The organism is Methylobacillus arboreus (assembly GCF_020532725.1).
GTDB classification, from domain to species: domain Bacteria; phylum Pseudomonadota; class Gammaproteobacteria; order Burkholderiales; family Methylophilaceae; genus Methylobacillus; species Methylobacillus arboreus.
Map to the genome: position 1 here is coordinate 137,307 of NZ_JAJAVC010000011.1, position 15,090 is coordinate 152,396.

14 protein-coding genes and 1 CRISPR repeat array (1 of these 15 cut by a window edge) are annotated in these 15,090 nt (G+C 53.0%); of the genes, 3 read left to right on the top strand and 11 right to left on the bottom strand.

All coding sequences use genetic code 11. From position 1 onward, the window contains the following. Positions 1–802: direct repeats of the CRISPR family, unit length 37 nt; unit sequence ATTGTAAGTCATCCGGGGTGAGAGAGGGAGCTACAAC; it begins 642 nt to the left of the window's first position. A gap of 41 nt (positions 803–843) precedes the next feature. The 6 genes from LG198_RS11665 to LG198_RS11690 all read right to left on the bottom strand — a co-directional run bounded on the left by LG198_RS11665 (position 844) and on the right by LG198_RS11690 (position 7,072). Next, complete coding sequence (locus LG198_RS11665; RefSeq protein WP_230343358.1) at positions 844–2,118, bottom strand: OmpP1/FadL family transporter; 1,275 nt, start codon at positions 2,116–2,118, stop codon at positions 844–846. A 107-nt stretch (positions 2,119–2,225) separates the two neighbouring features. Continuing rightward, on the bottom strand, positions 2,226–3,290 hold the full coding sequence (locus LG198_RS11670) for a sulfate/molybdate ABC transporter ATP-binding protein (protein ID WP_230343359.1): 1,065 nt from the start codon (positions 3,288–3,290) through the stop codon (positions 2,226–2,228). A 35-nt stretch (positions 3,291–3,325) separates the two neighbouring features. After that, positions 3,326–4,222, bottom strand: a complete 897-nt coding sequence (gene cysW, locus LG198_RS11675) for a sulfate ABC transporter permease subunit CysW (RefSeq protein WP_230343360.1) — start codon at positions 4,220–4,222, stop codon at positions 3,326–3,328. 4 nt (positions 4,223–4,226) lie between these two features. After that, entirely contained in the window at positions 4,227–5,072 is an 846-nt protein-coding gene (cysT, locus tag LG198_RS11680) for a sulfate ABC transporter permease subunit CysT (protein ID WP_230343361.1), read from the bottom strand. 112 nt (positions 5,073–5,184) lie between these two features. After that, positions 5,185–6,072, bottom strand: coding sequence for an EAL domain-containing protein (locus LG198_RS11685; RefSeq protein ID WP_230343362.1), 888 nt, complete (start codon positions 6,070–6,072; stop codon positions 5,185–5,187). Positions 6,073–6,082: 10 nt separating this feature from the next. Further along, on the bottom strand, positions 6,083–7,072 hold the full coding sequence (locus LG198_RS11690; protein ID WP_230343363.1) for a sulfate ABC transporter substrate-binding protein: 990 nt from the start codon (positions 7,070–7,072) through the stop codon (positions 6,083–6,085). 365 nt (positions 7,073–7,437) lie between these two features. On the opposite strand from LG198_RS11690, the gene epsC reads away from it, so the two are divergent. The 3 genes from epsC to LG198_RS11705 all read left to right on the top strand — a co-directional run bounded on the left by epsC (position 7,438) and on the right by LG198_RS11705 (position 11,236). After that, positions 7,438–8,394, top strand: coding sequence for a serine O-acetyltransferase EpsC (gene epsC / locus LG198_RS11695; protein ID WP_230343364.1), 957 nt, complete (start codon positions 7,438–7,440; stop codon positions 8,392–8,394). A 78-nt stretch (positions 8,395–8,472) separates the two neighbouring features. Continuing rightward, the gene (locus LG198_RS11700; protein ID WP_230343365.1) at positions 8,473–9,390 is read left to right on the top strand and encodes a family 2A encapsulin nanocompartment shell protein; all 918 of its coding nucleotides are present in this window, start codon (positions 8,473–8,475) and stop codon (positions 9,388–9,390) included. Beyond that, positions 9,377–11,236 (top strand): family 2A encapsulin nanocompartment cargo protein cysteine desulfurase, encoded by a 1,860-nt coding sequence (locus LG198_RS11705; protein WP_230343366.1) that lies wholly within the window; start codon positions 9,377–9,379, stop codon positions 11,234–11,236. The genes LG198_RS11700 and LG198_RS11705 overlap by 14 nt, the downstream gene beginning before the upstream one ends. Before the next feature lie 119 nt (positions 11,237–11,355). Here LG198_RS11705 and LG198_RS11710 read toward each other — a convergent pair whose 3' ends face one another. The 5 genes from LG198_RS11710 to LG198_RS11730 all read right to left on the bottom strand — a co-directional run bounded on the left by LG198_RS11710 (position 11,356) and on the right by LG198_RS11730 (position 15,013). Continuing rightward, a complete protein-coding gene (locus LG198_RS11710; protein ID WP_230343367.1) occupies positions 11,356–11,571 on the bottom strand; it encodes a TOBE domain-containing protein in 216 nt (71 codons plus the stop codon). Positions 11,572–11,610: 39 nt separating this feature from the next. Further along, positions 11,611–11,967 (bottom strand): DUF2325 domain-containing protein, encoded by a 357-nt coding sequence (locus tag LG198_RS11715; RefSeq protein WP_230343368.1) that lies wholly within the window; start codon positions 11,965–11,967, stop codon positions 11,611–11,613. A 74-nt stretch (positions 11,968–12,041) separates the two neighbouring features. Next, on the bottom strand, positions 12,042–13,052 hold the full coding sequence (locus tag LG198_RS11720) for a sulfate ABC transporter substrate-binding protein (RefSeq protein ID WP_230343369.1): 1,011 nt from the start codon (positions 13,050–13,052) through the stop codon (positions 12,042–12,044). A 29-nt stretch (positions 13,053–13,081) separates the two neighbouring features. Then, positions 13,082–13,282 (bottom strand): YezD family protein, encoded by a 201-nt coding sequence (locus LG198_RS11725; RefSeq protein WP_230343370.1) that lies wholly within the window; start codon positions 13,280–13,282, stop codon positions 13,082–13,084. A gap of 174 nt (positions 13,283–13,456) precedes the next feature. Continuing rightward, positions 13,457–15,013 carry an alginate export family protein gene (locus LG198_RS11730; protein WP_407659202.1) on the bottom strand — a complete coding sequence of 519 codons (1,557 nt, stop codon included), beginning with the start codon at positions 15,011–15,013 and terminating at the stop codon, positions 13,457–13,459. Between the last annotated feature and the right edge of the window lie 77 nt (positions 15,014–15,090).

Genomic DNA, 15,090 nt, shown 5'->3' on the forward strand with positions numbered 1-15,090 from the left:
TATCCCAGCACTAACACCGCGTCTGATAATTGTAAGTCATCCGGGGTGAGAGAGGGAGCTACAACCCGACGACCAGGATGCCGTGCGTGATGCGCATTGTAAGTCATCCGGGGTGAGAGAGGGAGCTACAACGAGTGGTATGATACTCATTGACTACGATGGATTGTAAGTCATCCGGGGTGAGAGAGGGAGCTACAACCTTCAAATGCTCGCTCAATCCCGGGAAACCATTGTAAGTCATCCGGGGTGAGAGAGGGAGCTACAACTCTCTACTGCTTCTGTAGATCAGTCCATAGATTGTAAGTCATCCGGGGTGAGAGAGGGAGCTACAACTTCACCTTTGTCCTTAGTGGATACCTAGTAATTGTAAGTCATCCGGGGTGAGAGAGGGAGCTACAACTTTGGCGTGGTAGCTCCATTAACCCTTTAGATTGTAAGTCATCCGGGGTGAGAGAGGGAGCTACAACGTGGGGATGGTATTGCACCCGAGCACCTACATTGTAAGTCATCCGGGGTGAGAGAGGGAGCTACAACAGGAGCGGGAGAAGGCAGCCGCTTAAACTGATTGTAAGTCATCCGGGGTGAGAGAGGGAGCTACAACGCGATTCCTGCGGTATTACGCAACAACATTATTGTAAGTCATCCGGGGTGAGAGAGGGAGCTACAACCGATTAGCATTGCCATTCATGCCCGCCTGAATTGTAAGTCATCCGGGGTGAGAGAGGGAGCTACAACATGCTCTAGTTGCCATTAATTGGGAAAATAATTGTAAGTCATCCGGGGTGAGAGAGGGAGCGATGCCATAGCTCCCAGGTTCCAGATATGAAGGATGGCAGTGTGGTGCTATAGGATCCAACTGTAAGCAATCCCGAGAGTATCTTGGTGCATTTTAAGGTTCACGTCTCCTCCGCCAAATGCAGCAGGGATGGAGTTGTTGCCATTTACCTTGTTTTCAAAAGCATGGACGTAGCTGAATGAAATTTCGTCATTATTGGCGAGTTTCCAGGAGGCACCCAAGGTCAGGTGATCTTGTACTACAGCGGGAGCCAGGATGTTGAACAAGGTTTCACCACGTGGGATTGGTTGCGTTGTATGGTTGTAGCCGGCGCGTAATGTGAGTTGGCTATTCACAGCAAACACGGTGCCCAGTTTATATACGGTGACATCACGCCAGCCAAATCCTGGACCTTGGTCAGAGCCTAAGGCGTTTCCTTCTACGGCGAACTTGCTGAGCGAATTTCCGATTGAGTCTACGTTGCTGTAGCGGATGCGTTGGATGTCGCTGGCAATTGTCCATGATGGGTTGATCTTGAATGCCACGCCAACGCCGTAATTTTCGGGGATATCGAAATCTCCATCCTCAGCAAACAGGCCGCGATATTTGTCAAAGCGTGTCGTGGATATCTTGCTTTGGTAGCTTGCGCCAAGAGTGAGGCGTTCATCAAAAAATTGACCAAGCCAACCCAGGTGTAGCCCTACACCATAGGATGAGTCATGGCCACGGTTGGTGACGTTTCCAGGTGCCTGGGAGAATCCAGGGGCATCAAAATTCTGCAAGCCTTTGGCTTCGAAACGTTGATAGGCAATATTGAGCCCGAGGCCGACGTATTGCGTGGGGCTTAATTGCCATGATAATGTCGGTTTAACGAATACCTGGATCAAGTCGACTCCGGCACGCGTATTGCCCAGCAGGGGAATGGCACGGTCATAAGAGGTGTTCATGCCGCCGTTGCCATAGACGCTGATGCCTGCGGTCGTTACGTCGCTGACGCGTTTGCTGTAACCGATTTCTGGAATGATAAAGTGTTCGCGTTCATCGCCGGAATATTTGCCATTCGCTGAGGGGGCTGGGCTGTTTTCGATTTCAGCTTCGCGTTGGGGGCGGAACCACGAAGCCCCTATATCCAGCCGGTCGCCGACAAGTGATAAGCCGGCTGGATTGCTGGCCGCTACCAGGCTGTCTTGCGGCAGGGCAATGCCGACACCACCTGCGCCTTGTGCCCTTACCCCATATCCATGGGAAAAATAACCATCAGTCGCATATGCATTATCTGCAGCCCACAAGGCCATGAGTAAAATTGCCAACCCTGTATATGTGAAGTCTTGTGCTTTCTTCATGGTGTCTTTCTCCTTACTAGAGTCCAAATAAAAAAGGCCAGTGTGATGCAAACATCACACTGGCCTCCTGTGGTCAGGTTGGCCTGACTAGGCTTGCGTTAGGTCTGTTATTTCGTTTCCAGGAACACCTGCACGCTGCGTGGTTTGAGATAGACATGGCTGCCTTGGTTCAGGGCAAGTTCACGGAAACGCTCGCGTGTGATTTCGGCTTCGATAATGTCGGCATCGTTCACGGGTTGCAGCTCGAGCCTTACCAACGGGCCGGCTGCATGAATATAGCTGACGACAGCATGCAAGGTCGGGTGGCCGTTTTGCTCGGTGAAGATGTCGATGTCATGCGGGCGCACATAGGCAAGGGCGTCGCTGTCCTGTACTCCATGGTGGTCATTGAGGCTGAGGGTGATGTCGCCAATATGGGCCTGGCCTTGGTTGACGCGGCTATGGAACTGGTTGACGTTGCCGAGGAACTTGTAGACAAACGGCGAAGCTGGGTTGTCGTATACATCTTGCGGCGAACCTATTTGCTCAATCTTTCCCTGGTTCATGACGACGATACGGTCAGCGACTTCCAGGGCTTCTTCCTGGTCGTGGGTGACGAACACGCTGGTGATGTGCAATTCGTCATGCAGGCGGCGCAGCCAACGGCGCAAGTCCTTGCGTACTTTTGCATCCAGTGCGCCAAAAGGTTCGTCCAGGAGCAATACCTTGGGTTCTACCGCCAGTGCGCGTGCCAGTGCAATACGCTGGCGTTGGCCGCCTGAAAGTTGTGGCGGGTAGCGGTCAGCCAGCCAGTCCAGTTGCACCAAGCTTAGCAGCTGATGCACGCGGCGGTGAATTTCGGCCTCGCTAGGACGAGTCTTTTTCGATCTGACACGCAAACCAAACGCGACATTTTCAAACACGGTCATGTGGCGGAACAGGGCGTAGTGCTGGAAGACAAAGCCGACCTGGCGTTCACGCACATCGCGATCCGTGGCTTCCTCGCCATGAAAGTGGATACTGCCGGAATCAGGGGATTCCAGCCCGGCAATGATGCGTAGCAGTGTGGTTTTTCCGCATCCGGACGGGCCTAGCAGGGCGACCAGCTCACCGCTGGGCACGTCGAGGCTGACATCCCCCAGTGCGGTGAATCTGCCAAATTCTTTTTTGATGTTGCGGATTTCAATACTCATGATGCCATCCTTGTGACAGGTATGCTGTAAATACGTTATTGGTCAGAAGCTTTTTCGTTTGCGCTGGCAGTGCGCCCGCTTTGCCATTCAATATAGGACTTGAGCCCCAGTGTAACCAATGCCAGGAACGCCAGTAGCGATGCCACTGCAAAAGCAGCAGCATAGTTGTACTCGTTATAGAGGATTTCCACATGTAGCGGCATGGTATTGGTGAGGCCACGGATATGGCCGGACACCACGGATACTGCGCCGAATTCACCCATGGCGCGCGCATTGGTGAGTATCACGCCATACAGCAGCCCCCATTTGATGTTGGGCAGGGTAATGTGCCAGAGAATTTGCCAGCCGGAAGCACCCAGTACCAGGCCGGCTTCTTCCTCTTCTTTGCCCTGGGCCTGCATGAGCGGGATCAGCTCGCGTGCGATAAACGGGAAAGTCACGAATACTGTGGCCAGCACGATACCCGGAATCGCAAAAATGACCTTGAAGTCATTGTCGATCAGCCATTCGCCAAACCAGCCCTGCAACCCAAAAATCAGGACAAAGATCAAACCGGCAATGACCGGGGACACGGCAAAAGGCAGGTCAATCAGGGTAATCAGTATGCTTTTGCCTTTGAATTCAAATTTGGCAATTGCCCAGGCGGCAGCTATCCCGAATACCAGATTGAGAGGCAGGGAAATGGCGGCAGCAATCAGCGTGAGCTGGATGGCGGATACCGCATCAGGTTCCACCAATGCTGCAATGTAGGTTTCAAAGCCTTTTCGCAAGGCTTCGGTAAACACTGCGGCAAGCGGAATGAACAGGAACAGGCTGAGGAACAGCAGGGCCGAGATAATCAAGGTCCAGCGTACCCATGTCGGCTCGGAAGTCGCGCGGCTACGGGCTACCTTGGCATTGTAATGGGCGAGTTGGGAAACGATTGCAGACATATTGTTATGTTCCTCGCGATGCGCTGTTGCGGCGGCTGCTCCACCATTGCAGGCCATTGATGGCGAACAATAGCAGGAAGGAGATGATCAGCATCACGACGGCTACTGCGGTAGCGCCGGTGTAATCATATTGCTCCAGCTTGGTGATGATGATCAGTGGCGTGATTTCGGACACCATGGGCATATTGCCTGCAATGAAGATCACAGAGCCATATTCGCCAATGGCGCGGGCAAATGCCAGGGCAAAGCCGGTGAGCAGGGCGGGCCAGAGCGCAGGCAGGATGACACGGCTGAATGTCTGCCAGCGATTGGCCCCCAGGCTGGCTGCGGCTTCCTCGGTTTCGGCTTCAAGATCCTCAAGCACGGGTTGCACCGTACGCACTACAAAAGGCAGGCCGATGAATGTAAGGGCCACTACAACGCCCAATGGGGTGAATGCCACCTTGACCCCAAGGGGTTCCAGCAGGCTGCCAATCCAGCCATTGGTTGAATAGACCGCAGTCAGGGCGATGCCTGCCACTGCGGTTGGCAGTGCAAAAGGCAGGTCGACCAGGGCATCCACCAGTTTTTTGCCTGGAAAAGTATAGCGAGTCAGCACCCAGGCGGTGAGTAGGCCAAAGATCGCATTGATGACTGCGGCAAACAAGGATGCGCCGAATGTCAGCTTGTATGAGGCCACAACGCGTGGCGTGGTGACGGTGTGCCAGAACTCGGCAAAGCTCAATTCAGTCGTCTTGAAAAACGCCGCGGACAGCGGAATCAATACAATCAGGCTGAGATATAGCAGGGTATAGCCCAGTGAGAGATTGAATCCGGGGAGCACATTATTCGGTTTGTGTTTTTTGGCCATATTTGTGAATTCTGTTTGTTTGGCTGGGCAGGTGCAATGTAGCAGAAGCTTTACGTTGGAAAAAATAATATGTTTTTATAATGATATATCCGGATATTATTCTTCCCATACATTATGCTGCTGCGCGCTTGTTCAATCTCAAGGTTGGCTTCAAGGCATCTGTAGGTTGCAATTCCTTTGCAGTCACCGGTTTGCCGAGGAAGTACCCTTGCAGCAAGGTGCTGCCTGATTCAATGGCGATCTCAAGGCCGGCTTGGGACTCTATACCCGTAATCACGGGCTGGGCGCCAATGTCGTGCACAAGCTGGATCAGTCGGGGCAATATTTTGCGCACGCGCGCATTGCGTTCGGCTTCCTTGATCAGGCTGATGTCCAGCTTCACAAATTCGGGCGAAAGTTTCCATAGCCGCTCCAGATGCGAGTGCTTGTTGCCGAAGTTGCCAATGGCGATGCGATAGCCGCGCTCGGTGTAGTTCTCAATGGCATCTGCCAGCTGGTTTTCATGTTCGACGACACTTTCCTGTATCTCAATCACCACGCGATTGGTCGGTACGGAATTGGAATGCAATATACGTTCGAACACTTTGCCATGCGCATTAACGCTCATGAGCAGGTTGGGATGGACGTTCAGGAACAACAGGCCATTTTCAGCATAAATCTGGCGGAAATTCAGCACATGGAGCGTGCGTACCACACGATCAAACTTAACCAGCTTGCCTACTTGTGCCGCAAAGCTGAAGGCGAACTCAGGGCTGATTGCCTGCTGGCCTCCAAGCGATGGGCGGATAAAAGCCTCATGGCCGCACAAGTCCCCAGCCTCACTATCATAGATGGGCTGGAAAGCGCTGTTCAGCTGCAGCCCCAGGAAAGTACTGTTGAACTCTCCTGATGATTGTTCTTCCAGGCCATATTCATCAAGGTCCAGATATAAGGACTCGCGCAATTGAGACTTTAACTGCTCAATGGCGGCTGATGTGGTAGCTGTTTGTTTTTTGCTCATGTTCGGTTGCTTATTTGTTAGCGTAAATCTGGTCGAAAGTCCCGCCATCGGCAAAATGGGTTTGTTGTGCTTTTTGCCACCCGCCAAATGTCTCATCAACAGTGAAAAGCGCCAGTGGCTTGAAGCTTGCCTTGTGTGCGGCCAATACGTCGGCAGAGCGCGGGCGCAGATAATGGCGCGCTGCGATTTCCTGGCCTTCTTGTGAGTAATGGAATTCAAGGTAAGCCTGGGCTACCTGGCGTGTCTTGCGCTTGTCCACGACTTTGTCGACGAGGGCAATGGGGTTTTCGGCGAGTATGCTGGCAGAAGGGTAGACCACATCAAAATTGCTATTGCCCAGTTCTTTATTGATGAGGAATACTTCATTTTCAAATGTCAGCAACACATCCCCGATGCCGCGTTGTACAAAGGTGGTGGTGGCACCGCGCCCTCCTGCATCCAGGACAGGCACATTCTTGAACAGGCGAGCCACAAAGTCGCGGGCCTTGGCTTCATCGCCGCCCTTTTTGATCACGGCGCCCCAGGCTGCGAGGTAGCTATACCGCCCGTTTCCCGAGGTTTTGGGGTTGGGAATCACGACGCCTACTCCCGGTTTTACCAAGTCATCCCAGTCCTTGATGTGCTTGGGGTTGCCCTTGCGGACGAGAAAGACGGTGGTGGACGTGGTGGGTGAGCTTGCGTTAGGCAGGCGTTTTTGCCAGTCGGCGGGAATCAGCTTGCCGCGCTCGAACAGGATATCAATATCATTGCTCTGGTTCATGGAAATGATATCGGCTTGCAGGCCATCAGCAACGGAGCGGGCCTGTTTGCTGGAACCGCCATGGGATTGGTTGATGGTGACGGCTTCCCCGGTTTTTTGTTTCCAGTACTTGCTGAAAGCAGGATTGAAGTCCTTATAGAACTCTCGCGTGACGTCATAAGATACATTGAGCAAGCTGGTGTCAGCATGTGCGAGCCCTGTAGCGGCTAATAGGCTGATCGCCAGTATTTTTTTTAGCATCTAGACCTCAGAGGGATTGATACAGAGTGAACTGTACTATAGGTTTTTCCAAAAATAATGTAAAAGAATATAGTTGAATATATTTAAGCCTAAATCATCTTTTGAAACTCTCCCCCTTCTTATATAATTTTTAATTATAAATATAGAATTAATTGGAATATGTGATAATCTTCCATTATGCAAGAGTTTGTTGCACCATCCTCAATATGGACAGCAGACATTGTAAACGATGGCGCGTTTTAAGTTTCATGCCATATTTAAGTTGAATCGTGAGCGTTTAGCTGACCGGACAGCCGGAAGTCAGTGCGTCCTTCAGGGTACACTGGCTTTTTTGTTTTTGTGGATCCCACTCTGGGTAGCGCCTGATGAGTCAAAGTGAAAAAAATGCTGAGGTTGGTGATGAACTGGGCATCAGTCAGATCGTAAATGAGCTACGTGAGGTCAGGCTGACAGCGCTTGAACACCGTAATCGCCTTAACCGTCCCCCCAAGTTGCCTGCCCGCAAGGCGCTGGCTGGAGTAGTGGAGGGACTGGGGGCTGCCTTGTTTCCCAACCGGCTTGGTTTGCCTGATCTGCGTGAGGAAGGCATTGATTATTTTGTCGGCCATACCTTGGATGTGGCATTGCGCGAACTGGTGGTTCAAGTCCGGTTGGAGCTGAGCCTTGCAGGCGAAGTTGCTGGGCAGGCGGAAGATGTTCGAGCGCGTGCAACATCGCTGGTAAGGGGCTTTGCGGCGCAGTTGCCGGCCGTCAGGCAATTGCTCGACAGCGATATCCGGGCTGCCTATGAAGGGGACCCTGCAGCCCGGAGTGTGGATGAGGTATTGGTGTGCTATCCCGGTATCAATGCCATTATCCATTACCGTATCGCCCATGTGCTGCATCAACTGGGCGTACCGTTGATTGCCCGCATGATCACCGAAATTGCCCATTCCGCGACCGGTATTGATATCCATCCCGGCGCGCATATCGGAGAGGGGTTTTTTATCGACCACGGCACCGGTGTCGTGATTGGCGAAACCTGCATTATTGGCCGCCGCGTCAGGCTTTACCAGGCGGTAACCCTGGGAGCCAAGCGTTTCCCTGTGGATGCCGATGGCAGTCTGGTCAAGGGCAATGCACGTCATCCCATCGTAGAGGATGATGTCGTGATCTATGCAGGTGCCACGATACTCGGCCGGATCACGATTGGCCGCGGATCGGTGATCGGCGGCAATGTCTGGCTCACGCATGGCGTGCCGGCCAACAGCAATATTAGCCAGGCGCAGATGAGGGAAGGCGCGCCCGCAGGCCAGCATAACGGTACTGCGACTCATCAATAAAGGAGAGCGGCCTTTGCAGCCGCAACTTATTAGTTAGTCGATATTTTTAGTTAGTAGATTTTTAAAGGAGAGCGCTACATGTCTGATATCCATCAAGGCCATACCGCACTGGGCGATGTTGCGGCCCGCACGCTGGCCAATGCCACCAAAACCGTGCCCATGCTGGGCGCCATCACCCCGCGCTGGCTGGTACACCTTTTGCAATGGGTGCCAGTCGAGGCCGGTATCTACCGCGTCAACAAGGTAAAGGACAACCATCATGTCGAAGTGGATTGCTCCAACAAGGATGAACGTGAGCTGCCCGCGACATTTGTCGATTATGAAGAGTGGGGCCGCGAATATGTGCTGAATGCCGTCAATACCGTGGTGGACGTGCATACCCGGATTTCTGATCTCTACAGCAGCCCGCACAACCAGATCCGTGAACAGTTGCGCCTGACCATAGAAACCGTCAAGGAGCGCCAGGAAAGCGAGCTGGTCAATAACAAGGAATACGGCCTGCTGCATAATATTGCAGCCGGACAAAAAGTGAAGTCCCGTACCGGCTCCCCAACACCGGATGATTTCGATGAGCTGATTTCCCGCGTCTGGAAAGAGCCAGCGTTCTTCCTGGCTCACCCTCAAGCAATTGCAGCATTCGGCCGCGAATGTACACGTCGTGGCGTGCCACCGCCAACCGTCAGCCTGTTTGGCTCACAATTCATTACCTGGCGTGGCATCCCGCTGATCCCATGTGACAAGCTGCGCGTCACCAAAGGTAAGACCAACATTCTATTGCTGCGTACTGGTGAAAGCCGTCAAGGCGTGGTTGGCCTCTACCAGCCGAATCTGCCAGGCCAGCAAAGCATGGGGCTTTCCGTGCGTTTCATGGGCATCAACCACAAGGCGATCGCTTCATACCTGGTTTCCCTTTATTGTTCGCTGGCGGTGTTGACCGAAGATGCGATTGCCGTGTTGGAGAATGTAGACGTAGGCAACTACTATGACTACAAGTAACCTTAACGATTTGTCTTCCTTCGAGCCCGAAGCCATTCTTAGCGCGTTGCCAGGCGAGCATCCTCGTATGGCTGCGGCATTGGCAGTAGGGCGGGAAGCGCAGGCAGGCGGCCACTTGGATATAGACGAACTCACCCGTATTGCAAACGAGATTTACGCTGAAGGGTTCCCTCGTCCACAACAGGATTTTCCATCGGCAGCTTCGCTGACCGATGCTGCAGCGCCTTACGCTGCGGGCAGTCCTACTATCGGTGCTCAGGTGCCGCCAGCTCCTTCGGCGATTTCTGCAGTGCCTGCCGGGTTGCCTGCTGCGACCAATGTGGTGCCGGGGGCGGAAACCGTGCCGGTAAGTGCGCCCAGTTTCGGCATATCCCCATCGGATCTGCCGCCGGAATTCAGCCAGGAGCGTGTGGATGCGGTAGGGGCTGTGCCACGCTTCCCCGGGCTTGATATCAGCAGCCTGTTGGGCGGTTCTGATATTCCCTATCCCGTGGATTTACAAAGTTTGCTGACATCGCCGAACAGCAGTGCTGCCGGCTCGGGAAAATCAGCGGGAAGCAAGGCCTCGCCTTATTACTTCCTGGCTGAGACGCCTGGAGTGCCGGAGGTTTCAACTTCGGCCCATCCGCCGTTTGATGCCAACTTGGTGCGCAAGGATTTTCCTATCCTGCGTGAGCTCGTGAATGGCAGGCCGTTGATCTGGCTGGATAACGCAGCAACCACGCAGAAACCGCAAGTGGTGATCGATCGCCTGTCCTATTTCTATCAGCACGAGAACTCGAATATCCACCGTGCCGCACACGAGTTGGCGGCACGCGCTACCGATGCCTATGAAGGAGCGCGTGAAACAGTACGTCGCTTCATCAATGCGCCTGCGGTGGAAAATATCGTATTCGTGCGAGGAACGACAGAGGCGATCAACCTTGTGGCAAAAAGCTGGGGCAAGAAGCACCTGGGCGAGGGTGACGAGATCATTGTCACCAATCTTGAGCACCATGCCAATATCGTGCCTTGGCAGCAGCTTTGCCAGGAAACTGGGGCCAAGCTCAAGGTAGTGCCGGTGGACGACAGTGGGCAGGTTTTGCTGGATGAATATCAGAAACTGCTGACTTCGCGCACCAAGCTTGTATCTTTCACGCAAGTATCCAATGCCCTGGGTACCGTGACGCCAGCACATGAAATGATTGCAATGGCGCATGCCGCCGGTGCAAAAGTGCTGCTGGATGGAGCTCAATCCGTCTCGCACATGCGTACTGATGTGCAGGCGCTGGATTGCGATTTCCTAGTGTTCTCTGGGCACAAGATATTCGGTCCGACTGGTATCGGCGCTTTGTACGGCAAGCCTGAAGTACTGGATGATATGCCAGCCTGGCAAGGCGGCGGCAATATGATCCAGGATGTTACCTTCGAGAAAACCGTGTATCACGGCGCTCCAGCCAGGTTCGAGGCCGGTACCGGCAATATCGCCGATGCTGTGGGCATGGGGGCAGCGCTTGAGTATGTGGAGCGTCTGGGGATAGAAAACATTGCGCGCTACGAGCATGAGCTGTTGGTCTATGCGACAGCCGCACTCAACAAGGTGCCTGGCTTACGCCTGATCGGCACTGCGCAGAACAAGGCCAGCGTACTGTCATTCAACCTGCATGGCTACAAGAGCGAAGAGGTTGGTGCGGCATTGAATCAGGAAGGCATAGCCGTTCGTTCCGGCCACCATTGCGCGCAGCCGATTTTGCGGCGTTTCGGGGTAGAAACCACAGTACGGCCATCCCTGGCTTTCTATAACACTTATGCTGAGGTTGATATCTTGCAAGGCGTGCTGCTTAAATTGGCGTCTGCCAAGCGCTAGCTGAGTGACTGAAGTAGTAGCAAACGCAAAAGGCCAGAAATAAATTTCCTGGCCTTTTGCGTGTATGTGGGCAAAACAAAAGCCGGATGTTTATCCCGGCTTTATATTTTTATGATGGATTACACCTTGGCGAGGGAAACCTCGGTTGCCTTGATCAAGGCCAGCACTTCGGTGCCGACTTGCAGGTTCAGCTCATTGACTGAGCGCGTGGTGATCACGGAGGTGACGATGCCGACTGGGGTTTCTACATCGATTTCGGAAACCACAGGGCCGAGCACGATTTCCTTGATCCGGCCACGGAACTGGTTACGGACATTGATTGCATGAATTGCCATGATAAAACTCCTTTTGCTGCATCTATACTTGAGTAAGCGTTAATTCAGTGAGCGACCTTGCCACTGCTGGCGGTTTTGGGCATCTTCGCTACATTCCTCCTCCACGACATAGTCGGGGTTGAGCTGCCTTAACCGCGTTCGCAAGGCAGTCGGGCCATTGGGGGTATATACAATCCTTACGCCGCGCTTGGCTGCGCTTTGCTTGATCTTGTGGGTGAATGTATGGCTGATCCAGTCCGTCACCAACACGATCAGGTCGGTATCGTGGGGGATGACTTTCTTGCCATCGCCTACCTTGCGGCCTGACCAGTGGTTGATATGGGTGATGCCAAAATTGGATAGCTCTTGCTTGATGCCTTCAATCTGGTCGCCGCCGACAATTAACGCAGTACTCATGGTGAGAGTCTCCTTTAGCTGCTGGCGGCGCCAAATTGTGCCTGGCGCTGCCTGTTAATCAATAATGATGGGTTTTATTGCTGGTATATCTGGTCAAAGGTTCCGCCGTCGGAAAAGTGTAATTTCTGTGCCTTTTGCCAACCGCCAAACGCAGAATCAATAGTGACCAAGGTCAGTTTCGGGAAAGTCTTCTCATATTTCTTTGCGACGGATTCCAGGCGCGGGCGGTAGTAATTCTTCGCGGCAATTTCCTGGCCAGCTTCGCTGTATAGATATTCGAGATAGGCTTCCGCTGCCTTGCGGGTGCCGCGCTTGTCTACTACCTTATCCACGACAGAAACGGAAGGCTCGGCCAGGATGGAAAGGGATGGCGCCACAATCTCGAACTTGTCGGGTCCCAGTTCCTTTTGCGCCAGGAACGCTTCGTTTTCCCATGCCAGCAGCACATCGCCTATGCCGCGTTCGACAAAGGTCGTTGTAGAGCCTCGAGCGCCAGAGTCAAGCACTGGCACGTTCTTGAGAATCTTGCCGATGAGCTCGCGGGTCTTGGTCTCGTCGTTGTTGAACTTCTTTTGGCCGTAAGCCCATGCGGCCAGGTAGTTCCAGCGTGCCCCGCCGGAAGTCTTGGGGTTGGGGGTGATCACTTTGATGCCAGGCTTGGCCAGATCATCCCAATCCTTGATGTTCTTGGGGTTGCCCTTGCGCACAAGGAATACGATGGTGGAGGTATAGGGCGAACTGTTGTCTGGTAGGCGCTTGATCCAGTCCTTGTTGATCAGCTTGCCTTTTTCGTAGAGCGCATCCACGTCGTAAGCAAGTGCCAGGGTAACGACATCCGCTTGCAGGCCGTCAATGACCGAACGGGCCTGCTTGCCTGAACCGCCATGAGATGTCTTGATAGTGACCTTGTCGCCAGTCTTGGCTTGCCATTGCTTGGCGAATACGCTGTTGTACTCCTGATAAAGTTCGCGGGTGGGATCGTAAGAAACATTAAGCAGGGTAATGTCGGCAGCTAGGGTGGACAAGGGGGTTGCCAATACAGCGGCAACGATCAGGCTGGAAAGGCCAGGGAACAAGTGTTTCATGCAACAAAATCCTTTATTTGGGTAATTGTTTAGTGGTTGGCAACACTGTTCAGCGTTGTTTTGTTTTTTTGGTTTTCATGGTTAAAGCGCACTTTCTCCCGGCGCTCGATCTGGGTAACGCGGCCATCGTGAACCGTGATTTCGACAGAACCGAAGCGCAGCAGCTCAATGGAACGCAGAATTTCCTGGATCACTTCGTTGCTGGTTTTTATTTTTGTTTCTTGTGACATACATGTGCCTTTGGCAGTTTCAATCCGATTAGTGCACTGTAGCAAGATTTTTAAATAGTTAAAAATAATTTGTTTGTATATTTTTATCGTTTATTGGAATATTGAATGGGATGAAAAAACCGGGAAAGCCTCTGGCTATCCCGGTGTAAATGGAGGTGTACAGATTGCGAGAGACTAGAATGCGCTGACAGTCAATTCCACATAGAGGAAGTTAGAGGTGTCCTTGCGGTCTCCATACACGTTCTTTACAAAATCCCCACCCTTGAAATAGGCATAGCCCACATTGGCTGCTACGTGTTTGTGCAGTGGGAAACGTACGCGAATATCCCACTCCTCGCCGAGGTCACGGCCACTGTTGCCGGTTTGGTCGCGCAGGTTGGCACCCGCATTCCAGCGGTCAGTGGCGCTATCCAGCTTGTACCAGCTATATCCGGTGTCGATGTTCACGCTGGTGAATGGGCTGAACTCGGCACGGATCTTGGTGGAATTGATATTTTCCATCTGGATGTAATCATTGCTCGACCAAGGACGCGCAAAGCCGAACAGGCGGTCAAAACGTTCGCTGGTGCCGGTGCTTGATCCTTTGTCGCCAGTTGCTACGCCATAATTGGCGCTGAAGCGGGGCTTCCATGGATGTTGTTCTACAGTGTAGCCAAATTCGGCAATATAGGAATATGCCCTGTGGTCGCGCGTGCCGTCCTCGCCCCACTGTTTGTAATAGTTGAGGTCGTAGTCAAAGCCAGTCTTGCCGATCACGCCATAGCCGCGCAGGCCTGCAGTGTGGATTTCCCGGTCATTCGCATTGGTGACCCTGGCGCCATTGGCGTTGTATTTCACCTGGTCACCATCCTGCTTGAGGTAGAAGTAGGATGGGGAAATCGTGACGATATCCGACCATTTGCGCCAATCGAACACAGCGCCATAGAACCACTGGCCTCTGTCGCGCTGATTGAGCTGTTCGGTAAAGCGCACGATAGGCTGCAAGGCAAACAGATCAAGTTCCCAGTCGTTCTTGTGTTGGCCGATGGTGGCGCGGAAACCTTGGAAGGTGTTGGTGGTGTTGCGCCATTCATTACGGGCGATCAGGCGGCGCTCGAGCTGTTCGAATGCCATGCGCCCAGCTTTGATGCTCACGGGGCGGGCGTTACCCAGATCATCCTTGCCGAGGAAATCCTGAAAATAGAGTTCGCCATAAGCCTGGATAGGTTCTGCCAGGTCGACGTCACGATTGTCGCGCTCGAAATGGCTGTGGTTGCGGCGGGCATCTTCAAGTTCTACCGTAAAGCGGAATGGGTCGAACTTGTTACGCACTGCAAGGTAAATACGGGAGCGCAGCAGGAATGGCTCGTCGGTGACATTAACGTTGCGGCGGAAATCGTTCTCACGCCTTTCATAACGGAAACGGTAATCCGCCCCTACATCCAGCCAGTCGATGTCGGTATATTCCTTGAGCCAGGTCTGATTGATTGGCTTTGTGAACCGGGGTGGTTCGGCTTCCCTCGTGGTGCCGTAAGAGCGAGGCGCAACCCAATAGCCTTTTTCTGCCTTTTTTGCCAGGGCGGCTTCGGCAGCAAGTTCTGCTTTGCGGGCTTTGATGCGTTCCTGCTGGTCAGGTTCTTCTGCGCTAAGCGGAGCGTTCGTAGCCTCTTCGGCTGCATGTATCAAGCCGGTACTGAGTGCAAAGCCTCCAGCAACCAATAGCTGGATGATTCCAGTTTTTTTAAACAAGATAGATCTCCCTGATCGAATGTCCCTTCCAGTTGACTGGAAAGCAAGCCTTGCTTGTTGACAAGTGTTGATGTTGAACC

Bases quoted from the DNA above. Each gene is read 5' to 3' on its own strand.
- LG198_RS11700 (WP_230343365.1), top strand. From the start codon at position 8,473: ATGTCTGATATCCATCAAGGCCATACCGCACTGGGCGATGTTGCGGCC.
- LG198_RS11720 (WP_230343369.1), bottom strand. From the start codon at position 13,052: ATGAAACACTTGTTCCCTGGCCTTTCCAGCCTGATCGTTGCCGCTGTA.
- cysW (WP_230343360.1), bottom strand. From the start codon at position 4,222: ATGTCTGCAATCGTTTCCCAACTCGCCCATTACAATGCCAAGGTAGCC.
- LG198_RS11715 (WP_230343368.1), bottom strand. From the start codon at position 11,967: ATGAGTACTGCGTTAATTGTCGGCGGCGACCAGATTGAAGGCATCAAG.
- LG198_RS11705 (WP_230343366.1), top strand. From the start codon at position 9,377: ATGACTACAAGTAACCTTAACGATTTGTCTTCCTTCGAGCCCGAAGCC.
- LG198_RS11665 (WP_230343358.1), bottom strand. From the start codon at position 2,118: ATGAAGAAAGCACAAGACTTCACATATACAGGGTTGGCAATTTTACTC.
- LG198_RS11690 (WP_230343363.1), bottom strand. From the start codon at position 7,072: ATGCTAAAAAAAATACTGGCGATCAGCCTATTAGCCGCTACAGGGCTC.
- LG198_RS11725 (WP_230343370.1), bottom strand. From the start codon at position 13,282: ATGTCACAAGAAACAAAAATAAAAACCAGCAACGAAGTGATCCAGGAA.
- LG198_RS11710 (WP_230343367.1), bottom strand. From the start codon at position 11,571: ATGGCAATTCATGCAATCAATGTCCGTAACCAGTTCCGTGGCCGGATC.
- LG198_RS11685 (WP_230343362.1), bottom strand. From the start codon at position 6,072: ATGAGCAAAAAACAAACAGCTACCACATCAGCCGCCATTGAGCAGTTA.
- LG198_RS11670 (WP_230343359.1), bottom strand. From the start codon at position 3,290: ATGAGTATTGAAATCCGCAACATCAAAAAAGAATTTGGCAGATTCACC.
- epsC (WP_230343364.1), top strand. From the start codon at position 7,438: ATGAGTCAAAGTGAAAAAAATGCTGAGGTTGGTGATGAACTGGGCATC.
- cysT (WP_230343361.1), bottom strand. From the start codon at position 5,072: ATGGCCAAAAAACACAAACCGAATAATGTGCTCCCCGGATTCAATCTC.